At 36.0% G+C, this 16,309-nt stretch carries 13 protein-coding genes; 5 read left to right on the top strand and 8 right to left on the bottom strand.

Annotated elements, in window-relative coordinates; translation table 11 throughout:
- Window position 1 precedes the first annotated feature (1 nt).
- Window positions 2-2,032 (bottom strand): thioredoxin family protein, encoded by a 2,031-nt coding sequence (locus tag QZ136_RS01930; RefSeq protein WP_291399728.1) that lies wholly within the window; start codon window positions 2,030-2,032, stop codon window positions 2-4.
- A 3-nt stretch (window positions 2,033-2,035) separates the two neighbouring features.
- Window positions 2,036-2,806: a biotin--[acetyl-CoA-carboxylase] ligase gene (locus QZ136_RS01925; RefSeq protein WP_291399726.1), complete on the bottom strand. Its 771-nt coding sequence runs from the start codon at window positions 2,804-2,806 to the stop codon at window positions 2,036-2,038.
- A 42-nt stretch (window positions 2,807-2,848) separates the two neighbouring features.
- Between QZ136_RS01925 and rsfS the strand changes: the two genes are divergently transcribed.
- The 3 genes from rsfS (at window position 2,849) to QZ136_RS01910 (ending at window position 6,075) form a co-directional block, all read left to right on the top strand.
- Entirely contained in the window at window positions 2,849-3,223 is a 375-nt protein-coding gene (gene rsfS, locus QZ136_RS01920) for a ribosome silencing factor (protein WP_291399724.1), read from the top strand.
- A 50-nt stretch (window positions 3,224-3,273) separates the two neighbouring features.
- On the top strand, window positions 3,274-5,370 hold the full coding sequence (gene ftsH, locus QZ136_RS01915; protein WP_291399721.1) for an ATP-dependent zinc metalloprotease FtsH: 2,097 nt from the start codon (window positions 3,274-3,276) through the stop codon (window positions 5,368-5,370).
- A gap of 69 nt (window positions 5,371-5,439) precedes the next feature.
- Window positions 5,440-6,075 (top strand): LUD domain-containing protein, encoded by a 636-nt coding sequence (locus QZ136_RS01910; RefSeq protein WP_291399719.1) that lies wholly within the window; start codon window positions 5,440-5,442, stop codon window positions 6,073-6,075.
- 75 nt (window positions 6,076-6,150) lie between these two features.
- Here QZ136_RS01910 and QZ136_RS01905 read toward each other — a convergent pair whose 3' ends face one another.
- Entirely contained in the window at window positions 6,151-6,486 is a 336-nt protein-coding gene (locus QZ136_RS01905; RefSeq protein ID WP_291399717.1) for a hypothetical protein, read from the bottom strand.
- A gap of 555 nt (window positions 6,487-7,041) precedes the next feature.
- Between QZ136_RS01905 and QZ136_RS01900 the strand changes: the two genes are divergently transcribed.
- A complete protein-coding gene (locus QZ136_RS01900) occupies window positions 7,042-8,118 on the top strand; it encodes a ketoacyl-ACP synthase III (RefSeq protein ID WP_291399715.1) in 1,077 nt (358 codons plus the stop codon).
- Here QZ136_RS01900 and QZ136_RS01895 read toward each other — a convergent pair.
- From QZ136_RS01895 to QZ136_RS01880, 4 genes are all read right to left on the bottom strand, one after another.
- Window positions 8,115-9,593: a tetratricopeptide repeat protein gene (locus QZ136_RS01895; protein ID WP_291399713.1), complete on the bottom strand. Its 1,479-nt coding sequence runs from the start codon at window positions 9,591-9,593 to the stop codon at window positions 8,115-8,117. The genes QZ136_RS01900 and QZ136_RS01895 overlap by 4 nt on opposite strands.
- A 72-nt stretch (window positions 9,594-9,665) precedes the next feature.
- Window positions 9,666-10,412, bottom strand: a complete 747-nt coding sequence (locus QZ136_RS01890; protein WP_291399711.1) for a C4-type zinc ribbon domain-containing protein — start codon at window positions 10,410-10,412, stop codon at window positions 9,666-9,668.
- On the bottom strand, window positions 10,412-11,509 hold the full coding sequence (locus QZ136_RS01885; RefSeq protein WP_291399709.1) for a Nif3-like dinuclear metal center hexameric protein: 1,098 nt from the start codon (window positions 11,507-11,509) through the stop codon (window positions 10,412-10,414). Before QZ136_RS01885 ends, QZ136_RS01890 begins: the two co-directional genes overlap by 1 nt.
- A gap of 13 nt (window positions 11,510-11,522) precedes the next feature.
- A complete protein-coding gene (locus QZ136_RS01880) occupies window positions 11,523-11,804 on the bottom strand; it encodes a DUF2905 domain-containing protein (RefSeq protein ID WP_291399707.1) in 282 nt (93 codons plus the stop codon).
- Between the two features lie 56 nt (window positions 11,805-11,860).
- On the opposite strand from QZ136_RS01880, the gene mfd reads away from it, so the two are divergent.
- Window positions 11,861-15,217, top strand: a complete 3,357-nt coding sequence (gene mfd, locus QZ136_RS01875) for a transcription-repair coupling factor (RefSeq protein WP_291399705.1) — start codon at window positions 11,861-11,863, stop codon at window positions 15,215-15,217.
- Here the strand turns inward: mfd and QZ136_RS01870 are convergent.
- Window positions 15,214-16,269 carry an energy transducer TonB gene (locus tag QZ136_RS01870; RefSeq protein ID WP_291399703.1) on the bottom strand — a complete coding sequence of 352 codons (1,056 nt, stop codon included), beginning with the start codon at window positions 16,267-16,269 and terminating at the stop codon, window positions 15,214-15,216. The two genes, mfd and QZ136_RS01870, sit on opposite strands and share 4 nt — an antisense overlap.
- Window positions 16,270-16,309 lie beyond the last annotated feature (40 nt).

Raw genomic sequence — 16,309 nt, 5'->3', positions numbered from 1 at the left:
CTTATTTCTTTTTATCGAAAGCAATCTTGCCGCTTTCTAAAAATTTCCTATAATTATTAATATCTAGATTAAAAGCCTGAGGGGCAATCAATGTATTTCCCTCATGGTCAGCTATCACATAATAAGGCTGAGAGTTAGTCCCAAATTTAGAAGCTTGAAAATCACTCCATTTTTGTCCTATTGAATTTACCTTTTTACCGCTAAATGCAGATTGGTATTTCTCATTTTCACTAAGTTCCGTTTTATCATCAACATACAAAGATATCAAAACATAATCTTCTTGAAGACGGCGTAAAACCTCTTTATCAGGCCAAACACTAGCTTCCATTTTACGACAATTTGTGCAACTCCAACCAGTAAAATCTATTAAAACAGGCTTATTTACCGTTTTAGCATAGGCAAGACCTTCTTCATAATCATAAAATGCATCTAAACCATGTGGAGCATGAAATAAACCTGCATATTTTTTCTCTTGGGTTTCGGTTTTAGCAGCGGGTGATGTTGCATTCGAGTACAAATCAAAATCCTGAGTGGTTTGCGGTGGTAGCCATGCACTAATTCCTTTGAGTGGTGCTCCCCATAAACCTGGTATCATATAAATTGTAAATCCTAAAATAAACATGGCAAAAAACAATCTAGGTAGCGATAGGAAATTGATTTCAGCATCATGCGATAAACGAAGTTTCCCCAATAAATAAAGTGCCCACATGCCAAAAACCACAATCCAAATAATTAAGAAAATATCCCTATTAAATATCCCCCAATGGTAAGCCAAATCTACATTTGATAAAAACTTAAAGGCAAGCGCAATTTCTAAAAAGCCTAAAGAAACCTTCACTGTATTTAACCAACCGCCAGACTTCGGCATCTCTTTTAACCAAGATGGGAAAATAGCAAATAGGGTAAAAGGGATGGCCAATGCCGATGAAAAACCTAACATTCCTATTGCCGGACCGAGGTAAGAACCTTTAGATACCGCATCCACCAACAGTGTTCCAATAATTGGGCCAGTACAAGAAAATGAAACTAATGCCAAGGTGAAAGCCATGAAAAACAAGCCCATAAAGCCACTTTGATTCGACTTTTCATCCATTTTATTTACCAATGATGATGGTAAAGTAATCTCAAATGCTCCAAGAAAAGATATCCCAAAAATGATTAATGCGACAAAAAATAGGAGATTAAATGTAGCGCTACTTGCTGCTTCATTAAGGGCAGATGCTCCAAAAATCAGGGTAATTAATAAACCCAAAGCCACATAAATAATAATGATAGAGATACCATAAATAATAGCACTTCTAATTCCTTTAGCTCTTGAACCAGATTGCTTTGTAAAAAAAGAAACCGTCATTGGTATCATCGGATAGATACAAGGCATAAAAAATGCCGCAAGTCCGCCAATAAATCCAGCCAGAAAAATTGCCCAAAGCGAACCTTCTGATTTAGAACTGTTGTTAGATGAACTAGGAATCAGACTAATAGCCGCCTCTACAGAATCTACAATAGGAGCAGAGCTTACACTATCCTGTGTTTGTGATTCAGTTATAGTTGTAGAAGCCGATGTTGTACCTAGTGGAATTTGAAATTCAATTTCTGTTGGTGGCAAGCATCGCTCATCATTACAAACCATAAATTCAAGCACTCCAGAAATTGATTCTAAAGGGTTTTTCAAGCTAATGCCTTGTTTAAAAACTACTTGGTCTTTATGCCAAGCAATTTCCATATCGAAATTGTTATCGAAGGCGGTAACAGCTTTCGGACTTTCAGAAACCTTACCAATTAGCTTAAAATCAGCAGATTGTTTAAATTTAAATGAGGTAGGAACGGGTCCACCCTCCTCTATAAATTGTGAATATAAATGCCAACCCTTTTCAATTTTTGCTGTAATGATTAGATTAAATTCTTTATCATTTATTTTTTCAGACGAATAGCTCCATTTTACAGGATCGTAAATCTTAGCTTGTGGATCTGAAAACTGTGCCTGTGCGTTAAAGAAAAACAGTGCTAACGCTAATACCAAAAGTCTCTTCATGTGTTATTGATTTATAAATTCTATTTCTTTGTTGTTAAAATACTTGATTTCTTCGTTAATTTCCAAAATAAGCTGACCTGTTTCGGTAATTCCAATGATTTTCCCATTTTGGATACTTCCATCAAATTTAAATGAAGCTATCTCTCCTATTAGATATATACGATTTAAATAGTCTTCATTGATTTTTTTAAATAAGCCGGCCTTTAGTTGAAGATATTTAGCCTCAATAGCACTACAAATTTCGCCTAATAATCCCATTAAGTGGTAATCCTGATGTAATTCTTGTTTTAAAGAGCTTATATTTTTAAGATTATCTGCAAAATTTACCTGATTCACATTCAAGCCTATTCCTATTATGGCATGTTTAAATTTTTTCCCCTGAATTATATTTTCTATTAAAATACCCCCGATTTTTTTATTGTTAACATAGATATCGTTGGGCCATTTTATATAAACACAATCACCAAGATATTTAGTTAAAACATCGTTTAAAGCAATACTAATGGCTTTGTTTAGTTCAAACTGCTGCTCTATCTTAAGAAAAACGGGATTTAAAAGAATGCTAAAGGTTAAGTTTTTACCCGCTTCACTTTGCCAAGAATTGGCCGCTTGTCCTCTACCAGCAAATTGCCTATCTGCCATAATAACAGTGCCTTCCATTAATGGCGCAGATTTTGACACAGCATCCTTAAGAAAGGTATTTGTTGAGTCAACCTCTTTTAAGGTAATTAGATTGTGACCAACAAATAGTCCTGAAAAAGTATTATTTTGCAATGAATATTTGCTTTATATAAAAACCAAAACTAAAATTTTTTAATGGTAAAAAATAAAAATGCTAAAGAATCAACTTCAATCTCTGAAATTGTTGTTCATGGCATACAAGAAAAAAAGGGGAATGAAGTTGTACGTCTCGACTTAAGAAATATTCATAGCTCGGTTGCCGATTATTTTGTGGTATGTCATGCAGAATCATCCACCCAACTAAAAGCAATTGCACAAAGTGTTGAAGATGAGGTTTTTAAAGCCCTAAAGCTTGAGCCTTATAGGAAAGAAGGATATCAACAATCCGATTGGATTATCATTGATTATGTGGATGTAGTTGTTCATATTTTCAAAACTGATAAACGCGAATATTACGGAATTGAAGATCTTTGGGGAGATGCAGAAATGCAATCATACAAAAGCGCATAAACATTTTTAGGCTTTATGTTCGTTATTATAAAAATACTTATTGAAAGAAAATGAAGGAAAATAATTCAGATAGCAAAAAACCGATTAAAAAAGTTCCGGGAAAAAAGATTGTACCAAAACCGCCCAAATTCAATATTATGTGGCTTTATGCAGTCATTATTTTGGGCTTATTTGTTGTTCAGTATTTGTTTAGTTCGAATAATGCAAAGACTGTTAGCTACCAAAATTTTGAGACAGAAATGTTAAAAACAGGTGATGTAGAAAAGTTGGTTACTTATAAAAATGGTGATCTATATAGTATCGATGTTTACATTAAAAAGGATCGCCTAGATCAAAAAAAATATGAAGATGTAAAACCTAAGAGTAGTTTTAACGCTTCACCTACGGGACCTCAATACACCTTTACTGCGGCAACTTTTGAAAGCTTCGAAGAAAAAATTAAAGAGGCTGAAAAAGATCTTCCCGCTAATCAACGTACACCAATTGTTGCCGAGACTAGAGAAAGTCCTTGGGCAGGTTGGTTTATGTCATTCATTTTACCAGTTCTCCTTTTAATTGGTTTCTGGGTATTTATCATGAAGCGTATGGGTGGTGGCGCTGGTGGTGGCGGCGGCGGACAGATATTCAATATCGGTAAGTCGAAGGCTACTCTTTTTGATAAAGAATCGCAGGTTTCAATTACATTTAATGATGTTGCAGGTCTTGAAGAGGCGAAGCAAGAGGTGATGGAGATTGTAGATTTCCTAAAAAATCCTAAAAAGTATACTAATCTGGGAGGTAAAATCCCGAAAGGTGCGCTTCTTATCGGTGCTCCAGGTACGGGTAAAACTTTGATGGCTAAAGCCGTTGCTGGTGAAGCTCAAGTACCTTTCTTCTCGCTATCTGGCTCCGATTTTGTCGAAATGTTTGTTGGGGTGGGTGCTTCACGTGTACGTGATTTGTTTAAACAAGCCAAAGAAAAAGCACCTTGTATTATCTTTATTGATGAGATTGATGCCATTGGTCGTGCCCGCGGAAAAAATAATATTGTTGGCGGAAATGATGAAAGAGAAAATACATTAAACCAATTATTGGTTGAAATGGATGGATTTGGTACAGACTCTGGAATTATCATTTTAGCGGCAACCAACAGACCAGATGTTTTAGATGCAGCATTGCTTCGTCCAGGACGATTTGACCGTCAGATTTCTATAGACAAGCCAGACTTAGTGGGACGTGAGCAAATATTCAAAGTGCATTTGGGTCCATTAAAACTTGCCGAAGGTGTTGATGCTAAGAAATTATCTGCACAAACCCCTGGTTTTGCGGGTGCCGAAATTGCCAATGTATGTAATGAAGCAGCTTTAATTGCAGCACGCCGAAATAAAGAGGCTGTTGATATGCAAGATTTCCAAGATGCTGTAGATCGTGTTATTGGAGGCTTAGAAAAGAAAAACAAGATTATTTCACCTGAAGAGAAGAGAATTGTAGCCTATCATGAAGCTGGTCACGCAATTGCAGGATGGTTTCTTGAACACGCCGATCCTTTGGTAAAAGTTTCTATCGTGCCTAGAGGGGTAGCAGCATTGGGTTATGCTCAATATCTTCCTAAAGAGCAGTTTTTATATACCACAGAGCAGTTAATTGATGGTATGTGTATGACGCTTGGTGGTCGTGTAGCTGAGGATATTGTGTTTAACAAAATATCAACTGGTGCACAAAACGATTTGGAGAGAATTACTAAACTATCTTATGCCATGGTAACCATTTACGGTATGAATGATAAGGTAGGTAATGTATCCTTCAACGATACGCAAGGTGAATACCAGTTCAATAAGCCATACTCTGAAAAAACTTCAGAAATGATTGATATTGAGGTTCGTAGCCAAATCGACAAGGCTTACCAACGTACAAAACAATTACTAACCGACAAACGCGATGGCTTAGAAAAATTAGCAGAAAAGCTTCTTGAAAAAGAAATTCTTTTCCAATCCGATTTGGAGGAAATTTTGGGTAAGCGTCCATTTGATAATCGCACAACTTATGATGAGTTTGTTAATGGCACTGAACCAGAAGCTGAAAAAACTCAGCCGAAAGAACCCATTGAACATGAAGGTATGGTAGATCATAATATTGATCTTCCAGAAAACAGATCAACACAAGATTAATATCAAGCATTAAAATCAAGAAGCCTAATTCAATTAAGAATTAGGTTTCTTTATTAAATATCATTGTTCATGAAAGAAACAACTTCTAAAGAAAAGATGTTGAAGAAGATCAGAAAAGCTCTTCTTGAAAAACACGACAACCCCTATCCCAATTTAGAAGAAACTCCGCTATACCAAGATTATACAGACCATTTAGACGTTCTATTTGCTGAACAACTTAGTGCTGTGTCTGGAGCTTTTGTTTTTTGTGAAGATGAAATCCAATTGATAGAAAACCTACTAGAACTTGCTGAAAAAAAGAGCTGGCGTAAAATTTATGCTTGGGAACCTAAACTTCAAACGCTTCTTAATAAATACGAGTTTCCAAGTTATAGTACAGATACTGACTTTTTAAATGCAGATGTAGGAATTACATTATGTGAATCTTTAATTGCCAGAAATGGAAGTGTTTTAATTTCTAATGGGTCTGAAGCTGGTAGAAGGTTGAGCATTTATCCTCATATTCACATAGTTGTAGCCTATACTTCTCAATTAGTTCTCGACTTAAAAGATGGTTTCAAGAAATTAAAAGAGAAATACCCAGAGGCTATACCGAGCATGGTTTCAAATATCACGGGACCAAGTCGCACGGCAGATATCGAAAAAACACTGGTTTTGGGAGCGCATGGTCCTAAAGAACTTTATGTATTCCTTCTTGAAGATTAAGCATTTTATGATAAATTAAAATGCCTGCTACTGAATTAGATTAGATACAATGTGTATAGAAAAGCTAACAATTATTTAGCTATTGCTAATCATTTTCACCCTTATTGGATTGGGCTCTTCTACAGGAATTAATATGGAAATTCTTTGGGCAATAAAACCGGGACAAATAACATCAATATCGTATTTTCCGGGCTTGAGATCAGTCAAGCACAGCTCTCCGTCAGTATTACAAACAGCTGTTTTACCAATGCACTCAATACTAATTAGCGCATTACCAATAGGACGTTCATTTTCAGAATGAATTACGCTTAAGTTCAAACTATTTACTATTTGATTTTCTGGAACATCCAAAGAATGATCATTTCCAATAATAGTGCCTGAATTTCCCAACTCTTCTTCTATAGTGAGCATTTAAAATCTTGATAAATTATATTGACATTTTTCACAATTTTAAAGCAACTAAATAGTCTATCCATTGAAAAAATAAATAATTATTTAAACAGAAGTCTTCTTACATTTTGGTGGAAAAATGCCCAAATAAACCTTATTAGTAATTTTAAAAATGTTTTAAAAATTATGCTGGTAAATAGATGTCTATCAAATTTAACTCATAACGGGCGTTTGAGTAAATTAAATCGTGTTATTTAGGTTACAGTAACGCATTAGTAACACATTTTTTATTTTAAAACCTTTAATATTCACTAAAAACAGGTTGATTTTTAAAAAATAAGGTTAAAAGCAAAGCGTTTATGTGAGTTTCACTTAGATCTGATTTTAAAGGTTTTTTATGTGGGATTTTAATATGAATCAAAAAAATAAGGACCTAAAAGCATAAAGAAAGCTTATACATGTACCATATAATATAACGAAAATTTCATGAATTTCAAAATCGGAGCGCTCTTTTTTAAAAAGATTACGTATCTTTAATACAATAAACCAATATAGTATTCAGTATAAATTCTTTTGATGAGCACTAGTATCAAATCTGTAATTATAGCTACAGGTAGTTTTATCCCCGAAAATATTATTCCCAATAGCGACTTTTTAGAAAATCGTTTTTACGAAAAAAATGGAGAACCCATAGTTAGGGATAATTCAGAAATAATTCAGAAATTTCAAGATATCACCGAAATTGAAGAGCGTCGTTATGCCAATACAGAGCATAAAGCCTCAGATTTAGGATATTTTGCGGCCCTAGATGCCATCAATAGTTCTGGAATTGACCCAGAAAGTCTTGATTATATCATTGTAGCACATAACTTTGGGGATATCACCGCAGGAAGTACTCGTGTAGATGTCTTACCTACGCTAGGATCAAGAATCAAAAACAAATTGGGTATACAAAACCCCGATTGTGTAGCATATGACCTTCCTTTTGGATGCCCAGGTTGGCTACAGGGAATGATTCAAGCTGATTATTTCATCCGCTCTGGTGATGCTAAACGCATATTAGTAATTGGTACAGAAACCTTATCGAGGGTAACCGATCCACATGATAGAGATAGCATGATCTTCTCAGATGGTGCTGGTGCAACAATTTTAGAAGCTAAAATAACTGATTCAGAGGGAATAATATCTCATAAAACGCAAACACATACGGTCTCAGAGGTTAATTATTTGTTTTCTGGGGGATCAAGCAATCCTGACTTTATCACAGAAGAGCAATATATTAAAATGGATGGCAGGAAAATATATGAATATGCTCTAAAAAATGTTCCACTAGTAATCCAGCAATCGCTAGACAAAGCAAAAATAGACGTTCGCGATGTAAAAAAAGTGCTTGTTCATCAGGCAAATGGTAAAATGGACGAAGCCATCTTAAAACGATTATTCAAGCTTAATGGAATTACAGAGGCGCCTACAAACGTGATGCCAATGACCATAGCAAGCTTAGGAAATAGTTCAGTAGCAACCGTTCCGACTCTTCTTGACTTAATATTAAAAAACAAGCTGGGAGATCATCAAATTAACAAAGGTGATATTGTTGTCTTTACTTCGGTGGGAGCAGGTATGAACATCAATTCCATGGTGTATAAATTCTAGTTTATACGCTTTAATCCTTCTTTTGCACGATTTTCAATGCTATTTTCATAGTCATGATCTTTCATGCTTATGGAAAGAGTGTAAAACTGTTTTGCGCGAACGAAATTTTTATTCTTTTCATAAATAATTCCACTTCGCAATGCCGAATTAGCAGCAAATGAATAGGGCTGATTCTTACCCAAATCAATAGCAGCTTGATAATACTTCAATGCTTGGTCAAATTTAGAACTGAGATCGTAAATTCTACCCATTCGATAATTAAATTCAATTTGATGCATCAAAACCTTAAAGTCTGATGTGCTTTTACCCAATAATTGGGCAAGTGCTTTGTCATAATTACCTCCATCAGATAAGAGCTTTGCTTTCAATAAATTTACATCAGGAATACCGTAATTAACTTCCTTCAATGCCTGAATATCACGATTATGGCTATTATTACCCTTCGTTTTTACTAGTGAAACAAACTGTTGATAGCCTTGACCATTCCCCTTAATTAACTCTAGCCAAGCCAATTGTAAATAAGTATCCTTGATTAGGTTAGTCCCGCGATTTAACTTAAGATAAGCCTGAAAATTACTAGCCGCGCTTTGATCTAGGTTTTGCAATTTGGCAAGTCCCGTTAAATAATCAAGATAAGGATAGCTAACATAAAACGGTTCTGTAGGCCTTTTACTTAATTCAAGCAGCGCATTTCTAGAGTTGCCTAATTTAGTGCCGGCATAGGCCCTGATATAGGTCCTTAGCAGACTTTCACGGTCTATTTGCTCTGTAATTTTTATGATTTTAGCATAATTCGTAGATTCAGAAATAATATCTGTTTGAATTATAGCATAATAAAACACTGTTTCATCATAGAAATGGGAATAACTTGATTCAGGTAATTTTTCAATTAGGTTTTCTAAAAGTTTTACACCTGTACGGGTATCTCCACGAATTCCGAATGCAGATAAAGCCTTTGATAATCCTTCGGGGAAGGAACCAAAAACAGCCTGAATCATGCCCAAACTTTTTTGATTAGGTAAAAAATTAGGGAACTTTTTAGAGTTTTCTTTTAATTGACTAAATGCTTTATTGAATTCTATGGAAGCTAAAAAATATTCTTTCTCTTTACTGCGACTTAGAGCTAACTGAAGATTAATTTCTGCTAGAGCGTACAAGTAATAAGGTGAGCTCTTATCGTCCTTTTCAATTCGGCTGATGCGGAGGTTTTTGCTTTCTTTAAAACGTGCGTAGTCGGATTGATTTTCACTCGTAATCAGATTAAAATAATCAACGTAATTATCTAGTAAATAAGGGATTGAGTTGTTGGGATTCCTCTTTTTCTCTGCACTAATGAGGGTTCGAGCAGTATTTAGCTTTAATGCCATGATATTTTGATAGGCTTTAATGCAATTAGCATTAAAATCAAAATTCGCATGTGCCTTTGGAAGGAGAGCTAAAAGCAAGAATGTGAGAAAAAGCCTTCTAAATAACATGATGAGAGATTAAATTATACAGGCAAAAAAAAAGCGACCAGGAGACCTGATCGCTTTCAAAGATTATAGTCCTTAAATTGTTCCTGCTTCTTCTCCAGCAAAACCCTCATCAACAACAATTCTGCCGCAATGCTCGCAAACAATAATACGCTTACGTTGACGGATATCTAATTGTCTTTGTGGTGGAATTTGGTTGAAACATCCTGCACAAGAATCACGCTTGATGGTTACAACTGCCAATCCGTTTTTAGCATTTTTACGTAAACGGTGATAAGCAATTAATAGGCGCTCTTCAATATGTTTTTCAGCTTCTTCGGCTTTAGCAAGAATACTAGCTTCTTCCTTTTCAGTTTCAGCAGTAATAGTTTCTAACTCAGCTTTCTTAAGCTCAAGATCCTTTTTACGTTCTGTAATAACTTCTAATGCTTTTTCATACACTCCAGTTTTGTTCTGAATGTCGAAAGAAAACTCTTTAATTTTTTTCTCAGAAACTTGGATCTCCAAACCTTGAATTTCAATTTCCTTAGAAATTGCATCATATTCACGGTTGTTTTTTACATCGGCAAGTTGAGTTTCATACTTCTTCGTAGCAGCAAGAGCATCTTTAATCATGTTCTTACGGGTTACGATTGAATCTTCAAGCTCATCAAGCTCAGACTTTATTTTCTGAATTCGGGTTTCTAGACCTGCAACCTCATCTTCAAGGTCTGAAACTTCCATTGGAAGCTCACCTCTAGTCTGACGGATCTTATCGATCTGCGTGTGAAGCGTCTGAAGTTCGAATAATGCTTTTAATTTATCTTCTACTGATTGTTCCATTAAATCAAATAATTTATGGGGTTTGTGTTCTGTAACGTTAAACGGAGGGCAAAGTTACTAAATTTTTCTGTAATTAATTCCAACAATAATTCCTGCGTAAACTGCTCACTTTCAAAATGTCCCACATCGGCAATAATTAGTTTTTCATCCGCATCAAAAAACTCATGATATTTATAATCTGCAGTAATAAATATATCGGCACCAGCTCTAATCGCATTCTTCAATAAAAAGCCTCCAGAACCACCACAAACGGCAACTTTACGGATTTTTTTTGATCTAAGATTGGTGTGACGAATCAACTTTGCACCTAATTTTTCTTTTACAAATTTTAAAAATTCAAGCTCATCCCAATCCCGATCCAATTCACCAATCATACCCGCACCAACCTCTTGATAAGCATTACTTAAAGGATAAGTGGAATATGCTACCACCTCATAGGGGTGTGCTTCATGTAAAGAACGTATAATTTTCGCTTCAATATTAGTTGGGTAAATAACCTCTATTCTCACCTCAAACTCCTGATGCTGCTTTCCTATTTCTCCAGTAAATGGATTTGCACCTGGTCCTGCTTTAAAGGTTCCCATGCCCTCCGAGTTGAAACTACATTCCGAATAATTACCTATGGAACCTGCACCCGCATCAAACAAAGCTTTGCGAATATTCTCGGCATGTTCTGTGGGACAAAAAGTGACTAATTGCTTTAATACGCCAACTTTGGGACTTAAAATTACAGGCTTCTGGATACCTAATTTATCACAAATTTTCTTGTTTACACCATTCATCACATGGTCTAAATTGGTATGGATAGCATAAATGGCAATATCATGCTTAATGGCTTTCATCACCACACGTTCCACATAACTACTGCCATTAAATTTTTTCAAACCCTTAAAAACAATGGGGTGATGGGAAATAATCAAGTTAAATCCAAGATTAATGGCCTCATCTACAACAGCCTCTGTACAATCTAAAGAAATAAGGGCACCCGATATTTCCATATCAGCTTGCCCAACAATTAAACCTGAATTATCATAATCTTCTTGATAAGCCAAGGGTGCAATTTCTTCTAGAAAGGAGGATATTTCTCTTAATTTCATAGTCAAAGATAATCTATAAGTTTAACCAGCTCCAAATTCGTAAAAGCAAACTAATCAAAAGACTAAATAAAATCATGGTTGTGAATGGAATATAAAGTCTAAAACCTGGCTTTTCAATCCTGAGATCGCCGGGAAGATTCCCTATCCAATGTAGTTTATCATGAAAAAAATAAATCAATAGCCCTAAAATTACAGTTAGGAGGCCAATTACTATTAAAATTTTTCCAGTACCACTATTCATCATATTAAACATTTTGGCTGGTTTAAAAATGATTTTATCTCTAAAAATCAGCATTTGTTCGAGCCTTAAATATCGCGTCTTATTCCTATATTTGTCTTGAAAATCAGGGCGTGAACATTCGGGATATTTTAATTCAGTATAAATCGGACCCTCGTATTGCCATTCTGGCAGAAGCCCTTAATAAAGGTAGGAAAAAACGGGTTCATTTAAAGGGTTTAGTCGGATCAAGTGATTCGATCATTGCCATAGCTACGTACTTTTTATTGCATAGGCACATGGTTTTTGTTCTTCCAGAACGTGAAGAAGCTGCCTATTTTTTAAGTGACCTTGAAAACCTGCTCGAAAAAGAAGTCTTATTTTTTCCTTCCTCATTCAGAAAATCTTTCGAATTTACTCAAGTTGATAGCAGCAATGTGCTGCAACGCGCCGAGGTTTTAAACGAGTTAAATCACGCTAGCGAATACGGAAAAATTATCGTTACCTATCCTGAGGCTTTGGCCGAAAAGGTAATCGACCGACAAGCATTAGAAAAAAATACGCTAGAAATAGCTGTTGGAAATAAGCTGAGCATCGAATTTATCAACGAGTTTTTAATTGAATATGATTTTGAACGCGTTGATTTTGTGTATGAACCTGGTCAGTTTTCTGTACGAGGTGGCATTGTAGATATTTTCTCCTTTTCGCATGATCTTCCTTATCGAATTGAATTTTTTGCCGATTTTATTGAAAGCATTAGAACTTTCGAAATTGAAAATCAATTATCCGTAGAGCAGGTAAAAAGCATTACCGTTGTCCCAAATGTTCAATCCAAATTTTTAACCGACCACAATATTTCGCTGCTAGAGTATATCGATCAAGATAGCATGATCTGGTTTAAGGATGTAGAATTTACCTTAGATGTGATCAAAACAGGCTTCAAAAAAGCGGTAGAGTTTTGGAAGGCATTGCCAGCAGAGGATAAAAAGCAAAATCCGCAATGGATTGATCCTAAATTCAATTTTACCGATCAAAAAATGCTTGCCGATCAACTCAATGATTTTGATGTGATTGAGTTTGGAAAGCAGTTTTTTTATAGTGCCGACGAAACAATTGTTTTCGATACCAAGCCTCAACCTTCTTTCAATAAGGATTTTAACCTGCTGATTCACAACTTCAAAGAAAACGAAAAAATAGGCACCGAAAACCTAATCTTTACGGACTCTACCAAGCAGATTGAACGTTTATACAGCATTTTTGAAGACCTAAAAGCTGGAATTCAATTTAAGCCTATCCACCTTTCATTGAGGGAGGGCTTTATTGATCACGGACAAAAACTGGCTTGTTATACCGATCATCAAATCTTTGATCGCTATTATAAATACAAGTTAAAAAAAGGTTATATCCGTAGTCAGGCTATTACCCTAAAAGAGCTTCGCGACCTAAAACCAGGTGATTTTATCACACATATTGATCATGGGGTTGGAAAATATGCAGGCTTGGAAAAGGTAGATGTGAATGGCCGCTCGCAGGAAATGATACGTTTGGTTTATGCGGACAATGACCTCCTCTATGTAAATATTAACTCACTCAACCGAATTTCAAAATATTCGGGGAAAGAGGGAACGGTTCCAAAAATGAATAAACTTGGAACGGATACCTGGGAGAAGTTAAAAAAGACCACTAAAAAAAAAGTTAAGGATATTGCTCGCGATTTAATCAAGCTTTATGCTTTGCGCAAATCTCAGACCGGAACCTCCTTTTTACCAGACACTTACCTACAAACAGAATTGGAGGCATCTTTTATTTATGAAGATACTCCCGATCAGGTAAAAGCAACAGCTGATGTAAAAAAAGATATGGAATCGCCGCATCCTATGGATAGATTGGTATGTGGTGATGTAGGCTTCGGAAAAACAGAAATCGCAATTCGTGCAGCCTTTAAAGCTGTTACCGATAGTAAACAGGTGGCTATTCTTGTCCCGACTACCATTTTAGCTTTACAACACTTTAAAACTTTCAGTGCACGCTTAAAAGATTTTCCTTGTAACATCGATTATATCAACCGATTTAAATCGGCAAAGCAAATTAAGGAAACACTTGAGAAACTTGCCGAGGGCAAAATTGATATTATCATTGGTACTCACCGCATTGTGAGTAAGGACGTTAAGTTTAAAGATTTGGGTCTCCTCATTATCGATGAAGAACAAAAGTTTGGGGTTGGTGTAAAAGAAAAATTAAAGCAATTTAGGGCCAATGTAGATACCTTAACGTTAACTGCAACACCTATCCCAAGAACCCTTCATTTTTCACTGATGGGGGCACGCGATTTAAGTATTATCAGTACACCACCGCCCAATAGGCAGCCAGTTGTAACCGAACTTCATGTTTTTAATGAGAAACTGATAAAAGAAGCTGTTGAGTTTGAGATTGAACGTGGGGGACAAATATTTTTCATTCATAACCGGGTACAAGATTTAATGCAATTGGGCGGATTAATAAATACCCTAGTCCCAAAAGCCAGAATTGGAATTGCACATGGTCAACTAGAAGGTGATGCTTTGGAGGATGTTATGCTCAAATTTGTGGCTGGCGAATACGATGTTTTAGTTGCTACAACAATTATTGAAGCGGGATTAGACATCGCCAATGCGAACACCATTTTAATCAATCATGCACACATGTTTGGCTTGAGTGATTTGCATCAAATGCGCGGTCGTGTAGGTCGTTCAAACAAGAAAGCTTTCTGCTATTTATTGAGTCCGCCACTTTCTACCCTAACCAATGAAGCGCGCAAAAGGCTAAGTGCCATTGAAGAGTTTTCAGATTTGGGTAGCGGATTTAATGTTGCGATGCGCGATTTAGACATCCGCGGAAGTGGAAACCTTCTTGGAGCCGAACAAAGTGGATTTATTGCCGAAATCGGCTTTGAAATGTATCATAAGATCCTCGATGAAGCCATTCAGGAATTGAAAGAAGATGAGTTTAAAAATCTATTTAGTGATGAAAAACCTCGTCCTTTTATCTCCTTTACCCATGTAGACACCGATTTAGAAGTGATGATTCCCGATGAGTATGTCACTAATATTGCCGAACGCTATAATCTGTACACGGAGCTATCAAACATTCAAGATGAACTAGCTTTGGATGCCTTCCGACAAAAATTGGCAGATCGCTTTGGTCCAGTGCCATATCAAGTAATTGAATTAATTAATACCTGGCGACTCCAATATTTGGGTAAAATGATTGGTTTTGAGAAAATATCCTTGAAAAAAGGTGTTTTAAGGGGATATTTTATAAGTAATAAGCAATCCGCGTATTACGAAACTGAACAATTTGGCCGTGTTTTAGCCTTCTTACAAGCACATCCACGCATCTGTAATTTGAAAGAGGTAAAAAACACGCTACGTCTAGCAATTGAACATGTAGATAGCTTAGATGTGGCCATTGAAATGCTTCAAGAAATAGCTATCCTTCCTGAAAAGGTTTAATTAGCCAATTGGAAACTTACTGGCAAAATATAAGAGGTTCTAACAGGAGACCCCTTGACAGCTCCAGGTTTCCAATTAGGGCTTAATTTCAATACGCGTATAGCCTCTTCATCGCAGCCAGAACCAATTCCTTTAATAACTTTAAATTCGCTTAGGCTGCCGTTTTTTTCAATCACAAAGCTAATATAAACTTTGCCCTGTATTCTGTTTTCTCTTGCTTTTGCAGGGTACCTCAACCTAGAACCTATAAACATGGCCAATGCTTTTGGTCCGCCACGATACTCTGGAACAGACTCCACATTTCCTGAATCGTAAAGCTTAGCATCATCAACAACTTCTACTTTTTGTGATTCTGTGCCAGATTGAACATCCTTAGCACTTGTTTTGTTCTCATAAATATTATTGCCATCCACCAAAGAGCTTGTATCAGCTTGATAAGAACGTGGCGACTCCACCAAATTCAATATTTCGGTTTCCCTCAATGAGCTAATTTTACCCTCCTCATTAATAATCATTTCATAACGAACATCTGCACTTACATCCTGGTTTTTTGATGGTTGGAAATAATTAAGGCGAGTCAAATAATTTACAACTATTTCATTGCCATTACGCTCAAATTCTAGCGAAGAAACATCCCAGCTTAAATCAAGGTCTTTCATATCGGCTAAGCGCTTCCAGTGAATTTCCTTAATTCGTTGATAGGTGAGATTATGAAAATTATAATAGGTTTGAGTAATTGGCGGGAAATAACTCGGAGGGTCGAAATATCCCTTTTTCTGATCATTATAAAAAACCTCAATAAACTTGATGAGTGAGCTTTTAACCTCTTCATCACTCATGGCCAAATTATCAATCAATACATCCGAATTATCTTCAATTTTGCTTATTGGAGCCTCTTCTTTGGATGAAAAAATACTCGATGCATCGTCCACATAAAAGGTCAGGTAGCCCATGATCAAAATGATGAGTCCCAAACCAATAGCCATGTACCATAATGAACGATCTGGTTTAGGTTCTATTTCAGATCCAGAATAATGTGGTGTGTTCTCCATAAATTTATTTCGGGGTTTTAGATTAAAAACCGTTCCAATT

The sequence above is a fragment of the Daejeonella sp. genome (genome assembly GCF_017495225.1).
In the GTDB taxonomy this organism is placed as follows: Bacteria; Bacteroidota; Bacteroidia; order Sphingobacteriales; family Sphingobacteriaceae; genus Daejeonella.
Note: the sequence above shows the minus strand (reverse complement) of the source record. Positions and strands in the feature narration are given on the sequence as shown.

Excerpts from the sequence above, each read along its gene's own strand:
- QZ136_RS01885 (WP_291399709.1), bottom strand. The coding sequence starts at position 11,509 with ATGAAATTAAGAGAAATATCCTCCTTTCTAGAAGAAATTGCACCCTTG.
- QZ136_RS01900 (WP_291399715.1), top strand. The coding sequence starts at position 7,042 with ATGAGCACTAGTATCAAATCTGTAATTATAGCTACAGGTAGTTTTATC.
- QZ136_RS01880 (WP_291399707.1), bottom strand. The coding sequence starts at position 11,804 with ATGCTGATTTTTAGAGATAAAATCATTTTTAAACCAGCCAAAATGTTT.
- QZ136_RS01930 (WP_291399728.1), bottom strand. The coding sequence starts at position 2,032 with ATGAAGAGACTTTTGGTATTAGCGTTAGCACTGTTTTTCTTTAACGCA.
- QZ136_RS01910 (WP_291399719.1), top strand. The coding sequence starts at position 5,440 with ATGAAAGAAACAACTTCTAAAGAAAAGATGTTGAAGAAGATCAGAAAA.
- ftsH (WP_291399721.1), top strand. The coding sequence starts at position 3,274 with ATGAAGGAAAATAATTCAGATAGCAAAAAACCGATTAAAAAAGTTCCG.
- QZ136_RS01890 (WP_291399711.1), bottom strand. The coding sequence starts at position 10,412 with ATGGAACAATCAGTAGAAGATAAATTAAAAGCATTATTCGAACTTCAG.
- QZ136_RS01895 (WP_291399713.1), bottom strand. The coding sequence starts at position 9,593 with ATGTTATTTAGAAGGCTTTTTCTCACATTCTTGCTTTTAGCTCTCCTT.
- QZ136_RS01870 (WP_291399703.1), bottom strand. The coding sequence starts at position 16,269 with ATGGAGAACACACCACATTATTCTGGATCTGAAATAGAACCTAAACCA.
- QZ136_RS01905 (WP_291399717.1), bottom strand. The coding sequence starts at position 6,486 with ATGCTCACTATAGAAGAAGAGTTGGGAAATTCAGGCACTATTATTGGA.
- rsfS (WP_291399724.1), top strand. The coding sequence starts at position 2,849 with ATGGTAAAAAATAAAAATGCTAAAGAATCAACTTCAATCTCTGAAATT.